The following is a 20462-nucleotide window of genomic DNA, read 5'->3' as shown; positions in this document are numbered from 1 at the left end:
TTTTGTTTTTTATAAATTTATACTAAATTAAAATTTAGGTTCTCCAATTAACATTTTAACTAATTATTTAAATTTATATGATCAATCAATGTAAAATTCAAAAAGATATTATATCCGTAAGAAGGTTTTTTATTTTTTATATAGAATATATTTAATGTATATTTAATTATTTATAATTTTATCAAATTTTTAATAAAAGAGGGGAGTTATGTTGAAAAAAAATTTTATACATATTAAATCCAAAAAACGCAAACAATTTTCATTACTACTTGTCCCCCCATCAAAACCAATAAAACAAGTAAAAATTTCTGCTTGGATTCCAAAAGTGGTTTCTATATCAATTATTACAATTTTAGCTTTGTCATCAATTTATATTGTTAATTTATATACTTCTTATCATACAATGAAAGATGATTATCAAGCTAAAGTCAATTTGATAAATGAACTTAGTAATATAAAGGTAGCTCAAGAGAATCAAATAAAAACTCTAAAGAAAAAAACTTTAGAATTCGAAGATAAACTCGTTCAAATTCAGACTCTACAAGATACAGTTAAAAATATGGTTGGTCTTGAAAATAATAGAGAAGAAAAAAAAGAACCATTACTATCTCGTACAATGTCAACTCACTTTGAGCCTCCAATAGATACTTTTGACAATCAAATGATGGAAATATCAAGACTACTAGATCAAAGTCAAGATGATTTGACATGTCTAATAAGTGATGTGGAAAAAAGATTGAAATATTTATCTGCAGAACCTAATGTTGCTCCATGTACAGGAAGAATAACTTCTGGTTTTGGATATAGAAAAAATCCATTTGGTAGAGGTACTGAGTTTCATCATGGACTTGATATAGCAAACAATTACAAAACAGAAATAAAGGCTGCAGGTAACGGTGTAGTCACTTATGCAGGCTATAATGGTAGCTATGGTAAAGTTGTTATAATTAGTCACGGATATGGCTATGAATCAATTTATGGTCATAATAGTAAATTATGCGTTAAGGTTGGAGAAAAAGTTGAAAAAGGTCAAGTTATAGCATATATGGGCAGTACCGGTAGAAGCACTGGTAATCACGTTCATTTTGAAATAAGAAAGTATGGAAAACCAATAAACCCATATGATGTATTGAATAAAAAGGAGAGATAAAAATGTTTGGAAAAAAGGAATATGATAATAATTATAATAATTCAGACCAGATAGATACTATAATTGGGAAAAATTCAAAAATAGAAGGGAAAATAACTACTAATGGAACAATAAGAATTGATGGTACTCTTGATGGAGATTTATTCGTTCAAGGAAATGTTATAATTGGAGAATCTGGAAAAGTCAATGGAAATGTTGAATGTTTTAATATTGAACTATCTGGAACTATAACTGGCAATACTGTTAGTAAAGAACAACTAAGAATTACAAATTCGGGTAAACTACTTGGTGATATTGTTGTAAAAAGCTTTATTGTCGACGAAAACGCTGTATTTGAAGGTTCCTGTACTATGAAAAATGATAAATCAGAGATCGTTAATAATGAAAAAAGTAAAAAAACTGCCAATAAAGACGCTAAAAATTCATAATTTAACTTTTTAAGCAAAAAAATATTCTATAGAACAAAAAACAGCTTACAGCTGTTTTTTTTGATGTCTATAACACAAATATTTTAAATGCTTTTGGTATGACTTTAAAATTTACAGGAAGTTTTCCAGCATATTCACCATCTATATCTATATCTATTTCCTTTTCAGACATGTTAGATATAGATAATTCCTTAGTTTTAAAATATGCAACATTTGGATGATTCACATGTTCACCTCTTAATACTTTAAGACAAATAGAGATAATATCTTGTATTTCTGATTTCTTAATTATAACACAGTCAAGATAACCATCTTGTACTTCAGCACTTGGAGCAAATTTCTTAAACCCACCTATAGATGCACTATTTGATACTAAGAACAACAATACATCTTCTTCTTCTGAATATTCTTTTGAAGTAAATTTTAGTCTAATTGGTATAAATCTTTGCTTAGGTATTTCTTTTATACCTTCAATATAATAAGCCATTCTTCCAAGAATTGTCTTTAATTCGCTAGATGCTTGATGCGCAACATTGGTCAACAATCCACCAGCTGAAACATTTACATAAATCAAATCATTACATTTACCTAAATCAACATCTATAGTTTTCTCACTAAAAATCATTTCACAAAATTCATCTACCTGTCTAGGTAAATTCATGAATTTTGCAAAATCATTTACAGTACCTGATGCTAATATACCAACAGGTATTTTTCTTCCTCCTTCAACTATCCCAGCTGCAACTTCATTAACAGTTCCATCTCCTCCAGAAACTAATAAAATATCCCAATCTTCTTTGCAACATTGAATAGTTCTATTCATAGCATCATCTTTCTTAGTTGTAGCATATTTTGAAACTAAGTATCCTTTATTTAATAATTGTATACATATATTGTCAATTCTTCTTTGTATTATCTGTCTACCTGATGTAGGATTATATATAAACATAACTTTTTTCATTTGTTTTTCCCCTTTTCTATAAACATCATTAATTATCCTATGTTTCCATATAATATAATACAATAATAAATGATTTTATACAAGCGTGTAACCATTGAATCAAAATCTTAGTTTCCTTATCATAAAAATAATTATAATAAAATCTTCTTAACAGCAACTCTTTTATCTTTAGAACAATTATTGCAATAAAAAAGATGCATACATTCATTATGTGAGGCACCATCAACTAATTGAGTAATATCATTCGATAAATACGGACTATAATCATCTAAATAATCAACTAACGGGCCTTTATTAATCATTTCTGATCCACACTCACATTTAACAGTTATATCCTGAATACTATTACATAATGGACATACTAATTGCATAGTACCATCTCCTTTATGTCGCTTTATTAATATTCTAACCAAATATAATAATAAAATTTACATGAATTAATATTTAGGATAATAACTGCAAAAATCAGTCATAATAAATTATACAATTAATAATGTATTACACAAAATTGTGTAAAATTCTGTTTTTAATAAATTATTTTAATATAGTAATTTCTATTCTTCTATTTTGTGCTCTACCTTTTGGTGTATCATTTGTAGCTATTGGATTTTGCTCTCCCCATCCAATCACAGACATTCTATCTTCTCTAATATTCTTTTCATTTACAAAATACTTAACCACATTTATTGCTCTATCTACTGAAAGTTCCCAATTAGATGCATATCTATTAGTATTAGTTTTAACATTGTCAGTAAATCCTTCAATTCTAACCATATTATCGATATTCATTATTTTATCACCAATTTTGTCCAAAATCAGATTGCCATCAGAGGATATTTCGGCATGTCCGCTATCAAACAAGATACTATTTTTAAATCTAATTTTTACACCTATATCTTCATTTATAATATCTACATCATTTAACAAACCATTCTCTCTCAAATATTTAATAAAATCCTCATTTGAGTTATCAATTTCATCTTCAATATTAGTAGTTTGGAATAATTTTTCTAGTAAGCTCTCTTTTTCTTTAGTCAATTGTTCATTATTCCTTGATAATCTACTATTTTCATCTTCAAGCAAGTTCACTTTACTATCAAGAGCTACCTTTATTTGATTTAATAAACTCGTTTCATTCGTAGATATTGTGAATAATACTATGAAGAAACATAACACTATTGTAATCATATCACTATATGTAACCATCCAATAATTCTCTACATCTTCTCGTTTATTGTTATTTAGGTTCATAAGCTGTTTTCCTTTCTTGTAACCTTTGTTTTGGATATTGTAGCTTTTTATCATCTGGAAGCATAGCATTCATTTTATCAAAAACATTCCTAGTAGAGTCATTTTTAGCTATCAATATACATCCTGCTGCTATAATTTTATAATATAATATTCTCTTATATATTAACTCCTTTAGCCTTCCCATTAATGGAACTGCAACAAAATTAGCGAGTAATGCACCATACAAAGTACTAACCAATGCAGAGGACATATTATATGCTAAAAGGCTGGCATCATTTAAATGCGATAATAGACCTATCATTCCAATCAAAGTACCTATCAATCCAAATGCTGGTGCTACTTGTGCTACTAATTTCAATACATTATATGCTCTATATAAATCATTCTCAGCTGCTTCTATTTCTTTACTTAAAATATCTTCCATATCAACAGGTTTTACATAATCACATACAAGAATCATTGATTTTTTAATAAATGCTTCTTCATGCTTAATTTGGTGTTGGATCTTTAGAACTCCATTTTTTTTCACTTTAATCGCATAATTATATATTGTATAAATAGCTCCTTCATAATCTATATTATCCTGAAAACTGGCTTTTAACATTTTTACAGTAAATAACAATGTATCAAAAGAAAAACTTATTATTATTGTAAGTAATACACCTGCAACGATTATCTCTAAAGCTTGTAAATTCAAAAAACTCTTAGCTGATACACTTCCAAAAATCGAATGAGTTAAAGCTATTAGTAATAATATAACAATTATAACACTGTATTTATTTGTATTATACTTTTTCATTTTTATCACTCCTACAAATTTTCATCATAGTAATTAAGTTAAAATAATATTATATAAAGATACTATACTTATGAGGTGATATTTTTGAACAAATCTCATTTAATATATAGAACCGCTATATTATCTGGAGTTAATTTTATTGTTAGAATATTAGGTTTTGTATACAAAATCGTCCTATCAAAAATAATTGGAGCTGAAGGAATTGGTATTTTTCAAATGTCAATACCTGTTTTGATGCTTTTTGTTACTATTCCTTCATCAGGTATTCCAATAGCAGTCTCTAAAATTATTGCAAAACAACCCTCTACTCATAGCAAATCAAACCAAAAGATTTTCAATTTATCTATACTCATAACACTAATTATATCAGTTTCTCTAAGCATTTTGTTAATAATTACAAGTAAATCTATATGCACAAATATACTAAAAAATCAAAATTTATATTTGCATATACTTTTTCTTTCACCAGCCATAGTAATAATATCTCTTTCATCAGTCATTCGAGGTTTTTTTTATGGAATGAAATTAATAAAACCCACAAGTATTTCTCAAATACTAGAACAAGTAAGTAGAATAATCTTTGTACTTGGATATTTATACTATTTATCTCCTATAAAGCCACACCTTGGAGCTTTAATAGCAATAATAGGATTAAGTTTAGGAGAATTAATAGGTCTAACAAGTTTGATTTCATTTTACCAAGCACATAAAAAAAATTACCTCATTCACAATTTTATAACAAATATAAACGTTTCATCAACAAAAATTCTACATAAAATAATAAATATTTCTACCCCTATCACTATATCAAAGCTTATAAGTATTTTACTCCAACTTGTAAATGCTGTTATAATACCTAATAGATTAATCGTTAGCGGTTTATCCAGCAAAGAAGCAATTTCTTCATTTGGAAGAGTTACAGGTATGACTATGCCCTTTATCTTTTTACCTTTTATAGTTATTTCAGCATTAGCTGTAAATATAATTCCTAATATATCTAGAAATTTGCAATATAAAAATTATAGTAAAATAAAAAATGACACTAACACTGCAATAAAAATAGCTATACTTATTTCATTCCCACTAACAGCTATATACATATTGTTCTCACATGATATAGGGTTATTTTTATACAATGATGAACTTGTTGGAATATATATAAAAAGCATGGGTTATAGTACAATTTTCTTAGCACTTCATCACATTATAGCAAGTATACTGCACGGATTAGGAAAACAAGTATATACTACTATAAATCATGCAATAGGTATGTCTATTCAATTATTAATAACTTATATTTTAGTATCCAACCCAAATATTCGTATATATGGTTTTTTTATCAGTTTCTTTATAGGTAATTTAATCACATTTATTTTAAATGCTATTATTTTAAGAAAAACTATTAAACTAAAAAATACATATATACTCTTTGCTTTAAAGGTTCTAGCTTCTACCATCATAATGATAATAATTGGAAACTCAATATATATTAGGCTATGCACTATTTTTATTAATTCGCAGCTATTAATTTTAGCTTTAGCTTTAATTTGTGCATTTGCAACTTATCTAGTATGTATAATATTATTTGAACCTAAATTATTCAAACATTAAATAAAATCTATGCCTAAATTTTGGTTTTTTCGCAAACTCCCTATTTTTAACAAAAAAAAACATGGTCAAATAGACCATTGTATAGATATCTCCAAGGTGCCGTTATACTCATAATTCACACCCGCACTACTAGCAGGTGGGTGTCTTATCAACGGCTTTTAACTTCCAGCAATACAGGCTTGTTATACACAATTGAACTCAGACTCCCGTATAAAATATGTCGGTTGAATTATAAAGCAAGAACAAACACCTCAGAGTTCTTAAATACATTATACTATAAATTATAATAAAGTAAAATCAAAATATATACTATTTTGCTCAGTTTTTGGTTGTTTCCTAGCATATATTCGTGTAATTAACTGATATCTTATACATTTAGCATTTGACAAACATTCTCTTATCATTCAGATTTTCTGATAATATAGTATTTAACTCATTTTCTTCTAAAATCTCATTAAAAATGAGTTTCTCAGTAATTTTATTTAATATATGCAAATTGTCTACTAGTAGTAATTTTGTTTTTATATATAAATCCTCAATAACCTCTTTACTCCTAATAATCATTTTGTTATCAATATATTTATCTCTTCCTATAAACTTGGAATAACTCAAAAGTCCAACTTTTTCATCCATACCAAATTTATATACCATAGCTAAAATCATCTCAGTAGCTTTTTCCAAATCATTAACTGCACCCGTTGTTATGCTATCTATACCAAATACTATTTCTTCAGCAGCTCTTCCACCAAGTGCTACCATAATATTGTTTATTATGTCCTTTTTAGTTTGATACATTCTTTCAGCAGGAACATTCATACTAAATCCTCCCACCCCTTTTGTACTTGGTATAATAGAAACTTTAGTAACTCTATTTTCAGGACATAATAATTTTGTTACTAATGCATGTCCAGCTTCATGATAAGCTGTGATTTCTTTATCCTTATTAGAGATAGAACTTCTATCTTGCTTTTCCTCTCCAACTATAACAGTATGAAAAGCCTTATTAATATGCTTCATTTTTATTTCATCATCACCATATCTAGCAGCTAACATGGCAGACTCATTCATCAAACTTTCAAGCTTTGCTCCGCTAAAATACACCGTCTCAAGAGCGACCTTATCTAGGTCAACATCAATAGCTAAAGGTTTGTTTTGAGTATGAACTTGTAATATTTTACGTCTTGCATTAACATCAGGAAGCCCCACTTCTATTTGCCTATCAAATCTACCTGGTCTTAAAAGAGCATCATCTAAAATATCAACTCTATTTGTAGCAGCAACAACAATAATACCTTCATTACCCTTAAATCCAGACATTTCCGTTAACAAAGCATTAAGGGTTCTATCATTTTCATCATTACCACCACTCATTTCATTACCTCTTCTTTTTTTACCAACAGCATCTATTTCGTCTATAAAAATTACACATTTTTCAGCCAATCTAGCTCTTTTAAATAATTCTCTAATACGACTTGCTCCTAAGCCTGCATAAACTTGAACAAAATCAGATCCATTCACTGCAATAAAAGGTACTCCAGCTTCACCAGCTAATGCCTTAGCTAATAATGTCTTTCCAGTACCAGGAGGCCCGTATAACAATACCCCTCTAGGTATTCTAGCTCCTAGTTTTTCGTATTTATCAGGATTGCAAATAAAATCAACAAGCTCTTTTATACTATTTTTCGCTTCTTCATTACCTGCTACATCTAAAAATTTTATTGTACATCCATCATTACTATTATCAATATTAGCTAAATCATTAATTTCTTTCTGTGCTAGTTTTGCTTTCCCTTTATTCAAAAAGAATATTAACCCAATAAAGGCTCCAATAACTATTAGAGTTTGAATAATGTTTATAGCATTTAAGCTTCCATCCTTCTCTTTAACCTCCACACCTGCTAACAATAATTCTTCTTTAAAATCTTCAGTTCTCGGATTGTCAGTCACAAAATATTGACCATTATTTAAATATCCCTTAATTTTAGCATTACTATCTAAAACTACTTCTGAAACCTTATTATCCATTACCAATTCATAAAAAACTTTATATGTGATTTCCTGTGGTTTTTCTTGAGTTTTGATTAAATAAACAGATAAGCTAGCTAAAATTATAACTAAAATTATACTAATACTAATATATTGCTTCTTTGAAAATGAAGTCATATATATCTCCTTTCCAGTTTACATAATGTCTTTATTAGTATAACATAATTTTGTCTATAAGTCTATTGAACCATGTATTAGTTTACATAATATTATCGATTTTATCCAGCTAATCATTTATAGAACATAAAAAAAACAATCGAAATCAAAGATCATTTTTAATATCTCTTTAAACTATTGCATCCTGTAGTAAATTATTTTTTTATTCTTCTAATACTTTTTCTAACACTATTCTCTTGTCAAAGCTCCCTCTCGAAGCTGATTTTTTCGATTTTATCATATTTATTTTCTTAAAGGAAAAATTATAATATTTTATTATACCATCTATAACTTCAAGAATATCAGCTAATTCTTCCTCACAAGGCTCATCAGTAAATTCTTGTGTTTCTTCATGTAATTTTAACAACAATTTTTTTTCATATTCTTCCTCAGTTGCTGTATGTACTTTACACCTCTTTCCATCCTTTTTTATTATTTCAGGTATCAAGTCTCTAACAAGTTTGTTATACGGTATTTCTTTTTTCATTCTATTCTCCTCCTAATATAATTTATTTTTAGTCAATTGCAAAACTCTACACTATGTATAAATTCAATGTTTATATGCTATGATGTAATTAAGTTTCCCCCATATGTTAGTTGTAAAAACTACCAATATAGTTACTAGGAAACCATCTCATGTTTCTTTGAAAGCGTGACTTCAAGAATTCGTTTCTTCATCGCTCTTAAGTAGAGAACCAAAATCTACGATTTTGAGTGAATCACTTACTGCTAGGAACGCAGTGAGTAGGAGTTTCTTATTCATTTTAAAACGGGTTCTTGCCCAGCCGTCAAAGATTATGAGATGGTTCCCCTCGTCCAAAACTTATGAGCTAAAACATTAAAGTTATCCACATTTTTTAATTTGCATTTTGCAACTACCTATGATTTATATTAAGAATAAATCTTTATTTACCTTAATGTTAGTTTACCTACACATCTATCACTTCACTGTCTATTAATGTACCTTCCATAAATGTAAAACAAATAACATATGGCATTATAGGTCTTAATTTTTCAAAATCTTCATATCCGAAATCATTGTTATAGTAATTTATTATAGTACTTAACGCTGTCCCATGAGTTGCTATAACAATATTTTCATTATCATATGCTTTTAATATTTCCATTAAAGCTGCAACATTTCGTTTCTGTACTTCTATTAAACTCTCACTATTTTGAGTTTTGTAGTTAAAATCTTCCCATTGTTTTCTAGAAAAACTATTAAAATCTTCAAGCCATTCACCTATTGATCTTTCTCTAAAATCATCTATGATATTTATTTTTAAACTCGTCTTATCAGCTAAATGAACTATTGTATCTATTGATCTTTTATATGGGCTTGAAAATATTCTATTTATATTCTTATTAATCAATAAATCTGTTATTTTTTCTGAGTCAGATATACCTTTTCTAGTCAATGGTCGATTATAATCATCATGAATAGAATAATCTGATTCAGCATGTCTAACAAAATATACTTTTATCATTTCATCTCCTCCAAAATATTTTATTTTTTCAAAGTTATTTTGACTAAGGTTTTATAGTCCATAAATAATTTTGATGCTCATGTGATAAAGTAACAATATTTTTATCAGTAGTACATGAATATTTTATATAACCAACCAATCTTTCTCTAATATAAACATTGATTAATTTTTGAAAATAATTTTCAATTACTTTCTTTACATCAAATACTATACTATTCCTATGGCCACCTCATAAAAATGCAATATACTCAATTCATATAAGTGTCATACCATATAAATTAAGTATATTGTAAATCAAATCTACATATTAAGTCTTTTAAATCCCAAATATCTATTCCCTTGAAAAATTAATTCCCCCATGTCACCTTCAACCAACATCCCATATTCTTCACCATTAAGCTCTAATTCAATTCTGTCATTTGTATTTAACTGAAAAGTTATATAATAGTGAGTACGTGCATGATCGCTACCAGTCACTTTTGTCCTTTTACCAATTATTTTAGCTTGTACATTTAATCTGGGCTGACTATCATTATACCGTTTTTGTTTTACAGACGAATAAACAATAAGACTTATTACTAATATAGGCATTAATATCGCTAAAATGGGAACTAAAATTGTAAAGGTACTATCAAAACTATTCATTTTATAAAACCACTCCTTATTTTTAATGTTTAACTTTTATAATAACTATATTTATTCTCTTAAATCTTTAAACAAACACTCATAGACAAATTAACTAAATTTTCTCTTATTTCCTTTCTTGATTTCCAACTTCTCCCACACCATTCTTCACCACTTAAGTCATCACCACCATATAATATTTGACCTAGTTTAACATTTCTAAATTTAGCAACTGCAAAAAAAGCTGCTGCTTCCATTTCAACAGTCACACAACCTTCAGATACCCTCAATGCAACCTTGTCCTTTGTTTCTCTAAAAAATGCATCTGTTGTCCAAGTTTTTGCTTTAGTATATTTTATACCTAGCTCTAAAAATTCTTTTTCAATTACATCTATTACATCTTTATTACATTCAATTTCTCTTGAAGGTTTAATATAATGATAAGATACTCCTTCATCCCTTACTGCTGAAGTCGGAATAATTAAATGTCCTACTGCTATATTCTTTTGTAAAACACCTGCTCCGCCACAAACAATAAATTTTTTACATCCTTGTGCTATTAAATCCTCAAGAATTCCAGCTGATCCAGCAGCACCTAAAAAACCTATCACAAGAGCAATTCTTTTACCATTAAAGATAGTTTCATAGATAGGGATATCAATAGTTTCAGTATAAATAGTACCCACTTGCTTTAACTCCTCTAATCTATTTTTATTATCAATTACATCTTTAAAAAATGTTATAACACAACATTCTGGCACATCAATTTTTTTATAAATTTTTGTTGGCTCAATATAAGAATCGTTACATGTATCAAATTCCAGTATTGGATATTCTTGTTTTTTTAACATTTTCATCCTCCCTTTTCTAATTATTCTAAATTATAACGCATTTTTTATTATTTTACAACAATTTTAGCTCGTATAAAATAAGCTGCAAATCTGTTATTGTTATTCATTTTCGTACGAGTAAGCGCCTTACAAAAATCTGAAGACTTTAGCTCTTTTTTTAAAAAACAAGCGGGTGTTTCAAAATAAATTGCAACCACCCACTTGTTTAATCATTTAATTATCTTTTAATAAATTCAAAAGACCATCTAATTTTTTTTGCTGTTCATTATTTAAAAATGGTCTTATTTTTTCAAATCGTTTTAGTTTTTTATTAAATTCTTCATCACTGCTTCCAGCTTTAAGTTTTTCCTTTAACTGCATTAGTTCATCCATTATTTCATTTTCTGGTTTATCAGAATATGAGTTAGCCAATTTTTTGAATTTTTCAAATTGTTCTTGGTTTCCATTAACTTTTAGCTTCTCTAACATTTTTTCAATATTCTTATTTTCTTTCATATTCTCCCCCCTTAAAATACTTGAAACAAAAAACTATAATTAAACATTTGGTAAAGTTTATCATATTTTAATTTATGAGATACAGATTATATATATTACAAATTACGATAATTCAAATCCGTTTATAAGATATCAATTTAGCAGTAGACTTATCAATTCAGCATCTTCAAATACAGAAACTAACAGAATATTATCGACAGTTATATTAACAATCAAAGTTAATTAAGAATAGTAACACATTAAAGTGCACTGACATATTATATAATTAGCACAGAAATTCTCAAGATAGGAGGTACTTTAATTTTGAAAAAAATAGTTTCAACACCAGCTAAAAGAGTTCAAAATCTTCCAATGAACAACAATACAAGTTTGCCTTATAACATAATAAAGGAAAACGACAACTCGTATAATACATCACCAATAAATACATTGTTTGCTCCTCTTTTTGCAACTCCAATACTAGGCTATGCTTTGCTTTTCTTTGCTTCAAAACATGTGGTTAATAATATTAAAGGACTATCATTAAATAATTTAAATTTAAATAGTTTAAATTTAAATACAGATTCTATAAATTCATTAAGAAACAAACTTGATACTGCTTTAAAAATAGTACCATATCTTCCTGAAAACATGATAAGCACAGTCAATAAGTACATCCCAATATATAACAAGCTAAACAAAATGTATTCTTTAATTGAATTTGCACAAAATAATTCTAGCCTTTCAGAAATTAAGTCAGTAAGCAATTTAAGCAAACAAGACAAGGTAAGTAATATACTAACTGTAATAAAAGAAGACTATCCAGATAGTGCAATAAATGGAATAAGTCCTTTCATAGAAATATTTTCCAATATGGACAAGTATAAAACAGTCTTGGATGGAATAAAAAATATGGGAAATATTGACAATGCCCCAGAAGACACAATTAAATCTATTATAGATATTGCAGGACCTTTATTAGGAGTTGATGTAGCTAACTTAGGTAAGATAAAAGAAATGGTACAAATGTTTCAATTGTTAAATGTTGTTAATTCACCTGATGAAGAATAGTTTCCTATTCTTCATCAATTTTCCTCAATAAATTCAAAATATCATCTGGATATTTAGCACATACACTAATTAATTCATTGCTCCTTGGCTTTAAAAACTTGATCTCATACGCGTGTAATGCTTGTCTTTTTATTAATTTGCACTCTTTATTGTATAGCTCATCACCTATTATCGGATATCCTATATGTGCTAAATGAACTCTTATTTGATGTGTTCTTCCAGTCATTATATTTACCTCTAATAAGGTAGCTGTTTTATAACGTTTTATTACTGTATATTTTGTTATGCATTTTTTACCAGTTGGTGTGACTTTATTTTTTATTGGATTATCATCATCTTTGCCTATAGGTAAATCTATTATGTTGCTATCTTTTTCTACTACACCTTCAACTACAGCAATATATTTCTTTTTTACTATATCTTTTTCCATTTGCGCTGCTAACTTCAAATGTCCAAATGGATTTTTTGATATTACTAGTACACCAGAAGTATTCATATCTAATCTGTTAATTAACCTAACTTTTTTTCTTATATTTTTTTTAACAAAATAATCAGCAACTCCATTGCTTATAGTATTATTTGAATGAGTTTTAGTTGGATGTACTAATGTATATGGTGGTTTATTAATTATTAATAAATCTAAATCTTCATATAATACTTCTAAAGACATATTTTGAGGCTGATATACAGGTTTTTCATCAAGCATATTTATTATTATAGCATCTCCTCTTTTAACCTTTGTCTTTCTCTTTATAGCTTTGTCATTTAGGGAAATACTATTTTCCTTAACTAAACTTTTAAAAAACCTTGCTGAGAGTCCTAGTTCATCTATAAATGCATCAAAGACAGATTCATGATCTGATGCCATTTTGTATATTAATGTATCTTCATTTTCTATTTGCATAAAAAACCTCCATTTTTATCAATTAACTAATATATTAGCTAATATACTTGCATAATATTTTCATAAACACTATAATGAACATGTAATAATCATTATTATTATATCAAATATTTCATCACTATATAAAAAAATCTATACAATAAAATATTCGATATAAATATTTATTATAATTTTACCCTGCACAAGTTATAAAATTTTTAACTTTATAAAAGAAGGTGCTAATTATGAAAACTAAAAAAATTAATATCATACATAATAATACTGAAAAATCTTTGAATATAACTTCATTATTAAAAGAAAAACTTGAACACCAAGGCTTTTGTATAACAGATAGTTTTAGTTATGATGCTTTTCTAAATATATGTGTAGGTGGAGATGGAGCTTTTTTGAGAGCTATTCATAATTTTGATTTCACTAACATACCTTTTATTGGTATAAACACAGGTACATTAGGATTTTTTCAAGAAGTATCTCCTGAAAACTTAGATTTGTTAATTCAAAAGATAAAAAATCAAGATTATAAAATTGAACCGATATTTTTGGTTGAAGGGATAATATGTACACGAACAAGTTGTATTGAGTTAATTGCAATTAATGAAATCGTAATAAAAGGTTATCATTCAAAAACTATTCACTTAAATGTTTCCATAGACAATAACTATTTAGAAAAATTTAGCGGTGATGGAGTTATTGTATCTACCCCTATAGGAAGTACTGCTTATAATTTTTCTTGTGGTGGCAGTCTTGTATATCCTACATTAGATGTACTACAATTAACTCCAATAGCACCTATAAATTCAAAGGCTTACAGATCGTTAACATCTAGTATTATAGTTCCTAATAGCTTACTCATTCAAATTAAACCTGAATATAGAGATGAAAATTCAATACTTATAGTTGTTGACGGACAAGAACATAAATATGAAAATATTGTTGAGATATCATTTAAGATATCCTCAATGAAAGCCAATATTCTAACCTTAGGAAATCATAGTTTTTGGACTAATGTAAAAGATAAATTTTTATAATAATAATAAACACAATGTTACCAAACTATTAATAATATAATTTAAACTTTAAATACTAATACTAATTTTGTATTATTTTTAGTTTCGTTAACAATTAAATATTTTTCAAAATTTTTCTTACATATATCATATAGCTCATGGTATTCTAAGTCTTTTTTTATCTCAAATACATAAACAACAACTGATTTCCATCCATATGTTAGGAGCTTATTTATTGAATCTTTACTTATTAAGTCCTTTGGAATTGAACCGAATATATTTCCATAAATTACACTATTCGCTGTCCAAAACTTATTATGTATATGGAGTGCTTGACAATCTTTTAATTCACTTGTTCTCCTCTCAGAAAACATTTCAAGATAATTTCCTTCATAATAGTTTTCGATAGTTGTAGGCTTATACAAAAAATCCATGCTAGAAGTATGCTCAAATACTTCTAAGTCTGTTTTATCACAAATTATATTAGTATTGTCATCTAAATTAGATTCTTCTTCAATTATTTTTATTTTATTATACATATTACTACTTAATTCAACTATTTTTTTAATTTGAATTAATGTTTCCTTTGCATCTTCATTAAGTAAGCTAGATTCCAAATTATTTACTGCATTCTTTAATTTATCCACTGCTTTAAACATAACATCTCACCCTTTGTTATCGAGTATCTTCTATAAAACATTTAATATATTTAGTACAGCATAATATTTATTCAAAGCTATTAATACCAAGTATATCGTATTTTACATTACCACTCTACATTTATTCAAACATATCTGCAAGATATATTGAAATAATTTTTCATAATATATTATCCCAGATTATTCATAGAAAATCAAATACTCTATGCATCCTTCTGATTATCAGATGCCATTAAATTCTCTATATATAAACTCGTTATACCTTCTAATTAACAATTATACAGCATATTATTTATAGTTATATGAATAATCAGTGATTACATATAGTACCAAAGTCCTTATTTAATAATTATTAAAAATAAATCATCATACACTATTAAAAAGCTCTGTCAAATCAGAGCTTTTTAATAGTAGTTTTATTATATTAATTTCTCCATTTCATCAACAAGTTCACCAAATAACTTCAATGCATTATTAACTGGATCAGGAGTAGTCATATCTACGCCGGCTTTTTTCAATACATTTATTGGATAATCAGAGCTACCACTTTTTAAGAATCCAATATATCTTTCTAAGTTTTCTTTATTTTGTAATATTTTTTGTGAAAAAGCAATAGCAGCTGAAAAACCTGTAGCATACTGAAATACATAAAAATTATAATAAAAATGAGGTATTCTTGCCCATTCTATTGCAATTTCTTCATCTACAACTACATCTGGTCCATAGTATTTTTCATTTAATTCTTTATATATTCTACATAAATTATCAGCAGTTAATGCTTTACCATTTTCTACTTCACTGTGAATTATTTTTTCAAATTCTGCAAACATAGTTTGTCTGTATATAGTAGACCTAAATTGCTCTAAATAGTAATTTAATAAATATAATCTTTGATTTTTATCTTTAACTGTATTTAATAAATAATTCATTAGTGTCGCTTCATTAGTAGTTGATGCAACCTCAGCTACAAATATGCTATATCCTCCATAGATATAGGTTTGTTCATGCTTAGAATAATAACTATGAAGAGAGTGACCCATTTCATGAGCAACTGTAAACATGTTATTTAAAGTATCATGATAATTTAATAATATAAATGGATTAGAATCATATGTCCCCCAAGAATAAGCTCCACTTCTTTTACCTCTATTTTCATATACATCAATCCATCTTGAATCAAAGCCTTGTTTTACTAAATTTATATATTCTTCTCCCATAGGACTTAGACCTTCTAAAATAGTCTCTTGACACTCTTTATAAGGTATATTCATATCTGCATCTTTAACAATTGAAGTATATAAATCATACATGTGAAGTTCATCTAATTTTAATGCTTTTTTTCTAATTTTCATATATTTGTGCATAGAATCTAAATTATTATGCACTGCTTTAATAAGATTATCATACACACTTGTTGGAACATTATTATCGTCTAAAGCAGATTCTAAAGCAGAATTATATTTTCTTGCTTTTGCATAAAAAATATTCTTTTTAACTTCTCCACTTAACATAGAAGCAAAAGTGTTTTTATATCCTAAATAAGTACTATATAACCCTTTAAAGGCATTCTCTCTTACTGATCTATCTTTACTCTCCATCAAAGGAATAAACATTCCATGACTTATTTCAACATCTTCTCCATTTTCATCTTTTACAGTTGGAAATTTAATATCTGCGTTATTAAACATAGAAAATATATTTTGTGGTGTTCCAGCTATATCACCTGCTTGAGCTAATAATTCTTCCTGAGCATATGATAAAGTATGATTTTTTTGTCTTAATATTTCATCAAATTTATGTCTATACAAAGATAATCCTTCTGTATTTTTAATATAATCGTTCAAAGTATCTTCTTCTATTTCTAAAATTTCTGGTATTATAAATGAATTACTTTCTTCTACTTTTACATCCAAAGCTTCAGCTCTAGAAAAATAACCTTGGTATTTATCTATTCTGGTATCCTCATCAAGTTTCATCTTTGCATATGTTACTACATTTTCTGTGATTCTATTAATTTTATATTTTAGATTCATTACTTCTAATAAAGTATTACCTGACTCTGAAATTCTTCCTTTGTACTCTTTTATTTTGCTAGAAAGTTCTTTTACTTTTTCAAAGCTTTCCTCCCACTGTTCATCGCTTTCAAACAATGAACTTAAATCCCATTTGTATTCCTCATTAATTTGATTTCTATCCTTTAATTTTTTGTTGTCACTCATTATTTATTCTCCTTTCAATTTTAACCCAAATTATTCATATAGCATCAAATATTCTTTTATAAATGTACCTTAGATTCATAACTTCGTCTGAATAAGCAATCCACACTAAATTAAAATTTATACAGTACACTAATCAAAATATATAAACAATCAGGGTTTATAATAGTTATTCCTCTTGTCTAACCTTAATTCTAATTTATTATTAAAGTCTTTTAATTTATTATAATTACCCTCCTTTTGTAAAATTAAAAACTTATTTTGTAAATCTACACAATCTTTATTCCCTAATATAGATAATTTTTGAATATTTTTTGCTATCTTTTCTATAACATTTGATTTAGCTTGAAATACTTCTTGGGCATCAACTATCTCTTCTCTTATTTCAGACATTTCCTTATCAAGATTATACGCAGCTTCTGCCGCATTTTTAAGTCTATCTTTTATAGTTTGTGGAATTTGATATTCAAATTTATAATTTAAAGAATGTTCAATAGTTGCCCAAAAATTCATTGCCAATGTTCTAATTTGTATCTCAGCAAGTACTCTTCTTTCGCCAAACACTGTATGTACAGGGTATCTTATAATTATATGATAGCTTCTATAACCACTTTCTTTAATCTTACCTAAGTAATTACGTTCTTCTACAATAAACAAATCTTTTTTATCTCTATTTCTGATTAATTCTATAACCCTATATATATCCTCAGTGAATTGACACATTATTCTAATACCTGCTATATCTTCAATTTCTTCTTGCACCATATCTAAGCTAATATTTCTTTTTGCAGCCTTGTCAATAATACTTGATATTTTTTTTACTCTACCTGTAACAAATTCTATAGGAGAATATTCATCAATTTTTCTATATTCTTTTCTAATACTTTTGAATTTTATTTTTAATTCTTCTACTGCTTGTTCATAAGGCATTAACATTTCATTCCATTTTATCATTACTATACTCCTTACATTAACTATTAACTTTCTATACCTTTACGAGCCTCAACTCCAATATTATAATAATGTTTTATTTCCTTCATTTCAGTAACTAAATCTGCAGCCTCTATAATTTCTTTTGGTGCATATCTACCTGTTAAAATTAACTCTATATTTTTTTTCCTACTATTGATTAGTTCTAAAACTTCATCTATTGAAACTAGCTTAAAATATAATGCAATATTTATTTCATCTAGTATGACAACATCATAGTCTTCTTGTAGTTTTTTTCTACATATACCTAAGCCTTTTTTTGCCATATCAATATCTTCTTGTGTGGGTTCTTTGTATATAAAACAATCTAATCCAAATTGTTTAATCTCAATACTAGAAATATATTTTTCAACTTTTGTTTCGCTGTATTTCATACCTTTAACAAATTGACCAACAAAAACTTTTTTACCTGCACATACTGCTCTAAGTGCTAATCCAAAAGCCGCAGTAGTCTTGCCTTTTCCATTTCCTGTATATACATGCACATAACCTTTATTCATTTAGACCACCTCATTTATTCACATAAACCCATAGTATATTTTACCATATATATTCTTATTTTATCATACTTCTATGTTAAAAAATAAATTAGATTAATTAAAAAAATTTAACATTTTATTTTCTATTGATTGACAAGCTATTCTTTAATAAGTATTATAACAATAGAAGCAATTACGTAGTAATTGCAACACACCGATTCAACGAGGCAGGAAATATGCAACCGCCTGTTAAATCTAATCGGTACCCCACCAGCTATAGAGTTGGAGAACTCTTACGCCTTGTTATTATAAATAATAACAAAGATTATGAAAGGAGTAATATTATGTATTTCTTAACTTATCTTTTTAATGAAGAAGAAAAAATAGGTATATTATCTAAAAATAAAATTATACCTCTTGATACAATATATAATAAATTGAATCTAAACCCACCAACGGATATGCTAAGTTTTATTAAAATGTCCAATGATTCTCTAGTAGAGAAAATAAATAATACAGCTGATTCAATGGTTAATAATTCTATTGAACTCGATCAGGTTAAAATACTGGCACCTATTCCTTATCCTAAAAATGACGTAATTTGTCTTGGTAAAAACTATATAGAACATGCTAAAGAAGTAATGGGTTTGACTTCTGATAATTTAGATATTCCTACTCAACCAATTTACTTCAGCAAACGAGCAAACCCAGCCATAGGTAATAATGACATAATAATGAAACACTCATCTATTACAGATAGTGTTGACTATGAAGTAGAGCTTGCCATAATTATAGGCAAAGACGGTATCAACATTAAAAAAGAAGAAGCACAGGACTATATATTTGGATATACTATTGCAAATGATATCTCTGCAAGAAACCTACAAAAAAAGCACATACAATGGTTTAAAGGTAAAAGCCTCAATACTTTTTGCCCTATGGGTCCTTATATAGTTCATAAAAGCCTTATACCTTTTCCAGTACATCTTGATATTAAATGTTTCATTAATGGAGAATTAAGACAAAACTCTAATACTAAAAATTTAATTTTTGATATCCCATATATAATTAGTGATTTATCAAAGGGAATGAAATTAAATGCGGGTGATATAATTATGACGGGTACACCATCCGGAGTAGGTTTAGGTTTTAAACCTTTCAAATTCTTGAAATCAGGAGATAAAATTGAATGTTTTATTGAAGGTATAGGAACTCTAACTAATTATATAGAGTAGTATTGTTTGGTAACTTAAAAATTTAATGTCTTGAAATAAGGACTAACTCAAAATACATTTTGA

At 27.2% G+C, this 20462-nt stretch carries 21 protein-coding genes and 1 other RNA gene; 6 read left to right on the top strand and 16 right to left on the bottom strand.

The features are described from left to right. Nucleotides 1–208: 208 nt before the first annotated feature. Together AYC61_RS16225 and AYC61_RS16220 are read left to right on the top strand one after the other, a co-directional pair. Nucleotides 209–1150, top strand: coding sequence for a M23 family metallopeptidase (locus tag AYC61_RS16225; RefSeq protein ID WP_066504897.1), 942 nt, complete (start codon nucleotides 209–211; stop codon nucleotides 1148–1150). 2 nt (nucleotides 1151–1152) lie between these two features. Then, nucleotides 1153–1578, top strand: a complete 426-nt coding sequence (locus AYC61_RS16220; RefSeq protein ID WP_066504893.1) for a bactofilin family protein — start codon at nucleotides 1153–1155, stop codon at nucleotides 1576–1578. Between the two features lie 67 nt (nucleotides 1579–1645). Here the strand turns inward: AYC61_RS16220 and AYC61_RS16215 are convergent, their stop codons facing one another. From AYC61_RS16215 to AYC61_RS16200, 4 genes are all read right to left on the bottom strand, one after another. Further along, nucleotides 1646–2539 carry a diacylglycerol/lipid kinase family protein gene (locus AYC61_RS16215; protein WP_066504890.1) on the bottom strand — a complete coding sequence of 298 codons (894 nt, stop codon included), beginning with the start codon at nucleotides 2537–2539 and terminating at the stop codon, nucleotides 1646–1648. 131 nt (nucleotides 2540–2670) lie between these two features. Then, nucleotides 2671–2910 (bottom strand): hypothetical protein, encoded by a 240-nt coding sequence (locus AYC61_RS16210; protein ID WP_066504889.1) that lies wholly within the window; start codon nucleotides 2908–2910, stop codon nucleotides 2671–2673. A gap of 163 nt (nucleotides 2911–3073) precedes the next feature. After that, the gene (locus tag AYC61_RS16205; RefSeq protein WP_066504888.1) at nucleotides 3074–3790 is read right to left on the bottom strand and encodes an OmpA/MotB family protein; all 717 of its coding nucleotides are present in this window, start codon (nucleotides 3788–3790) and stop codon (nucleotides 3074–3076) included. Beyond that, nucleotides 3777–4589: a motility protein A gene (locus tag AYC61_RS16200; RefSeq protein ID WP_066504882.1), complete on the bottom strand. Its 813-nt coding sequence runs from the start codon at nucleotides 4587–4589 to the stop codon at nucleotides 3777–3779. Before AYC61_RS16200 ends, AYC61_RS16205 begins: the two co-directional genes overlap by 14 nt. A gap of 84 nt (nucleotides 4590–4673) precedes the next feature. On the opposite strand from AYC61_RS16200, the gene AYC61_RS16195 reads away from it, so the two are divergent. Beyond that, nucleotides 4674–6200, top strand: coding sequence for a putative polysaccharide biosynthesis protein (locus AYC61_RS16195; RefSeq protein ID WP_066504880.1), 1527 nt, complete (start codon nucleotides 4674–4676; stop codon nucleotides 6198–6200). Between the two features lie 84 nt (nucleotides 6201–6284). Here the strand turns inward: AYC61_RS16195 and ssrS are convergent. The 7 genes from ssrS to AYC61_RS16160 all read right to left on the bottom strand — a co-directional run bounded on the left by ssrS (nucleotide 6285) and on the right by AYC61_RS16160 (nucleotide 11859). After that, a non-coding RNA gene (ssrS, locus tag AYC61_RS16190) (6S RNA) lies at nucleotides 6285–6461 on the bottom strand. A 114-nt stretch (nucleotides 6462–6575) separates the two neighbouring features. Continuing rightward, complete coding sequence (locus AYC61_RS16185) at nucleotides 6576–8363, bottom strand: ATP-dependent metallopeptidase FtsH/Yme1/Tma family protein (RefSeq protein WP_066504877.1); 1788 nt, start codon at nucleotides 8361–8363, stop codon at nucleotides 6576–6578. A gap of 202 nt (nucleotides 8364–8565) precedes the next feature. Continuing rightward, on the bottom strand, nucleotides 8566–8889 hold the full coding sequence (locus AYC61_RS16180) for a nucleoside triphosphate pyrophosphohydrolase (RefSeq protein WP_066504875.1): 324 nt from the start codon (nucleotides 8887–8889) through the stop codon (nucleotides 8566–8568). A gap of 442 nt (nucleotides 8890–9331) precedes the next feature. Next, nucleotides 9332–9889 (bottom strand): histidine phosphatase family protein, encoded by a 558-nt coding sequence (locus AYC61_RS16175; RefSeq protein ID WP_066504873.1) that lies wholly within the window; start codon nucleotides 9887–9889, stop codon nucleotides 9332–9334. Nucleotides 9890–10189: 300 nt separating this feature from the next. Next, on the bottom strand, nucleotides 10190–10534 hold the full coding sequence (locus AYC61_RS16170) for a DUF2500 domain-containing protein (protein WP_066504870.1): 345 nt from the start codon (nucleotides 10532–10534) through the stop codon (nucleotides 10190–10192). A 59-nt stretch (nucleotides 10535–10593) separates the two neighbouring features. Next, nucleotides 10594–11364 (bottom strand): nucleoside phosphorylase, encoded by a 771-nt coding sequence (locus AYC61_RS16165; protein WP_066504866.1) that lies wholly within the window; start codon nucleotides 11362–11364, stop codon nucleotides 10594–10596. Between the two features lie 213 nt (nucleotides 11365–11577). Next, nucleotides 11578–11859, bottom strand: a complete 282-nt coding sequence (locus tag AYC61_RS16160; RefSeq protein ID WP_066504863.1) for a hypothetical protein — start codon at nucleotides 11857–11859, stop codon at nucleotides 11578–11580. A 303-nt stretch (nucleotides 11860–12162) separates the two neighbouring features. On the opposite strand from AYC61_RS16160, the gene AYC61_RS16155 reads away from it, so the two are divergent. Continuing rightward, nucleotides 12163–12909, top strand: coding sequence for a hypothetical protein (locus AYC61_RS16155; RefSeq protein ID WP_066504861.1), 747 nt, complete (start codon nucleotides 12163–12165; stop codon nucleotides 12907–12909). Between the two features lie 4 nt (nucleotides 12910–12913). On the opposite strand, the gene AYC61_RS16150 is transcribed toward AYC61_RS16155, so the two are convergent. Beyond that, nucleotides 12914–13813, bottom strand: a complete 900-nt coding sequence (locus tag AYC61_RS16150; RefSeq protein WP_066504858.1) for an RluA family pseudouridine synthase — start codon at nucleotides 13811–13813, stop codon at nucleotides 12914–12916. Between the two features lie 224 nt (nucleotides 13814–14037). Here AYC61_RS16150 and AYC61_RS16145 point away from each other — a divergent pair, with 224 nt between their 5' ends. Then, nucleotides 14038–14841: an NAD(+)/NADH kinase gene (locus AYC61_RS16145; protein WP_066504855.1), complete on the top strand. Its 804-nt coding sequence runs from the start codon at nucleotides 14038–14040 to the stop codon at nucleotides 14839–14841. Nucleotides 14842–14882: 41 nt separating this feature from the next. Here the strand turns inward: AYC61_RS16145 and AYC61_RS16140 are convergent, their stop codons facing one another. From AYC61_RS16140 to cobO, 4 genes are all read right to left on the bottom strand, one after another. After that, a complete protein-coding gene (locus AYC61_RS16140) occupies nucleotides 14883–15479 on the bottom strand; it encodes a hypothetical protein (RefSeq protein WP_066504851.1) in 597 nt (198 codons plus the stop codon). Nucleotides 15480–15898: 419 nt separating this feature from the next. Beyond that, nucleotides 15899–17698, bottom strand: coding sequence for an oligoendopeptidase F (gene pepF, locus AYC61_RS16135; protein ID WP_066504848.1), 1800 nt, complete (start codon nucleotides 17696–17698; stop codon nucleotides 15899–15901). Nucleotides 17699–17848: 150 nt separating this feature from the next. Continuing rightward, the gene (locus AYC61_RS16130) at nucleotides 17849–18655 is read right to left on the bottom strand and encodes a GTP pyrophosphokinase (RefSeq protein ID WP_082760012.1); all 807 of its coding nucleotides are present in this window, start codon (nucleotides 18653–18655) and stop codon (nucleotides 17849–17851) included. Nucleotides 18656–18672: 17 nt separating this feature from the next. Next, nucleotides 18673–19185 (bottom strand): cob(I)yrinic acid a,c-diamide adenosyltransferase, encoded by a 513-nt coding sequence (gene cobO / locus AYC61_RS16125; RefSeq protein ID WP_066504840.1) that lies wholly within the window; start codon nucleotides 19183–19185, stop codon nucleotides 18673–18675. A 323-nt stretch (nucleotides 19186–19508) separates the two neighbouring features. Here cobO and AYC61_RS16120 point away from each other — a divergent pair, with 323 nt between their 5' ends. Next, nucleotides 19509–20399, top strand: a complete 891-nt coding sequence (locus tag AYC61_RS16120; RefSeq protein WP_066504836.1) for a fumarylacetoacetate hydrolase family protein — start codon at nucleotides 19509–19511, stop codon at nucleotides 20397–20399. Nucleotides 20400–20462 lie beyond the last annotated feature (63 nt).

The organism is Abyssisolibacter fermentans (assembly GCF_001559865.1).
GTDB classification, from domain to species: domain Bacteria; phylum Bacillota; class Clostridia; order Tissierellales; family MCWD3; genus Abyssisolibacter; species Abyssisolibacter fermentans.
This window is presented reverse-complemented; position numbering and strand designations above follow the sequence as displayed.

What these genes read in the sequence shown, in the direction of transcription:
- AYC61_RS16205 (WP_066504888.1), bottom strand. Translation starts at nt 3,790, where the DNA reads ATGAACCTAAATAACAATAAACGAGAAGATGTAGAGAATTATTGGATG.
- cobO (WP_066504840.1), bottom strand. Translation starts at nt 19,185, where the DNA reads ATGAATAAAGGTTATGTGCATGTATATACAGGAAATGGAAAAGGCAAG.
- AYC61_RS16200 (WP_066504882.1), bottom strand. Translation starts at nt 4,589, where the DNA reads ATGAAAAAGTATAATACAAATAAATACAGTGTTATAATTGTTATATTA.
- AYC61_RS16225 (WP_066504897.1), top strand. Translation starts at nt 209, where the DNA reads ATGTTGAAAAAAAATTTTATACATATTAAATCCAAAAAACGCAAACAA.
- AYC61_RS16145 (WP_066504855.1), top strand. Translation starts at nt 14,038, where the DNA reads ATGAAAACTAAAAAAATTAATATCATACATAATAATACTGAAAAATCT.
- pepF (WP_066504848.1), bottom strand. Translation starts at nt 17,698, where the DNA reads ATGAGTGACAACAAAAAATTAAAGGATAGAAATCAAATTAATGAGGAA.
- AYC61_RS16215 (WP_066504890.1), bottom strand. Translation starts at nt 2,539, where the DNA reads ATGAAAAAAGTTATGTTTATATATAATCCTACATCAGGTAGACAGATA.
- AYC61_RS16170 (WP_066504870.1), bottom strand. Translation starts at nt 10,534, where the DNA reads ATGAATAGTTTTGATAGTACCTTTACAATTTTAGTTCCCATTTTAGCG.
- AYC61_RS16185 (WP_066504877.1), bottom strand. Translation starts at nt 8,363, where the DNA reads ATGACTTCATTTTCAAAGAAGCAATATATTAGTATTAGTATAATTTTA.
- AYC61_RS16180 (WP_066504875.1), bottom strand. Translation starts at nt 8,889, where the DNA reads ATGAAAAAAGAAATACCGTATAACAAACTTGTTAGAGACTTGATACCT.
- AYC61_RS16120 (WP_066504836.1), top strand. Translation starts at nt 19,509, where the DNA reads ATGTATTTCTTAACTTATCTTTTTAATGAAGAAGAAAAAATAGGTATA.
- AYC61_RS16220 (WP_066504893.1), top strand. Translation starts at nt 1,153, where the DNA reads ATGTTTGGAAAAAAGGAATATGATAATAATTATAATAATTCAGACCAG.
- AYC61_RS16140 (WP_066504851.1), bottom strand. Translation starts at nt 15,479, where the DNA reads ATGTTTAAAGCAGTGGATAAATTAAAGAATGCAGTAAATAATTTGGAA.
- AYC61_RS16165 (WP_066504866.1), bottom strand. Translation starts at nt 11,364, where the DNA reads ATGTTAAAAAAACAAGAATATCCAATACTGGAATTTGATACATGTAAC.
- AYC61_RS16210 (WP_066504889.1), bottom strand. Translation starts at nt 2,910, where the DNA reads ATGCAATTAGTATGTCCATTATGTAATAGTATTCAGGATATAACTGTT.
- AYC61_RS16160 (WP_066504863.1), bottom strand. Translation starts at nt 11,859, where the DNA reads ATGAAAGAAAATAAGAATATTGAAAAAATGTTAGAGAAGCTAAAAGTT.
- AYC61_RS16175 (WP_066504873.1), bottom strand. Translation starts at nt 9,889, where the DNA reads ATGATAAAAGTATATTTTGTTAGACATGCTGAATCAGATTATTCTATT.
- AYC61_RS16150 (WP_066504858.1), bottom strand. Translation starts at nt 13,813, where the DNA reads ATGCAAATAGAAAATGAAGATACATTAATATACAAAATGGCATCAGAT.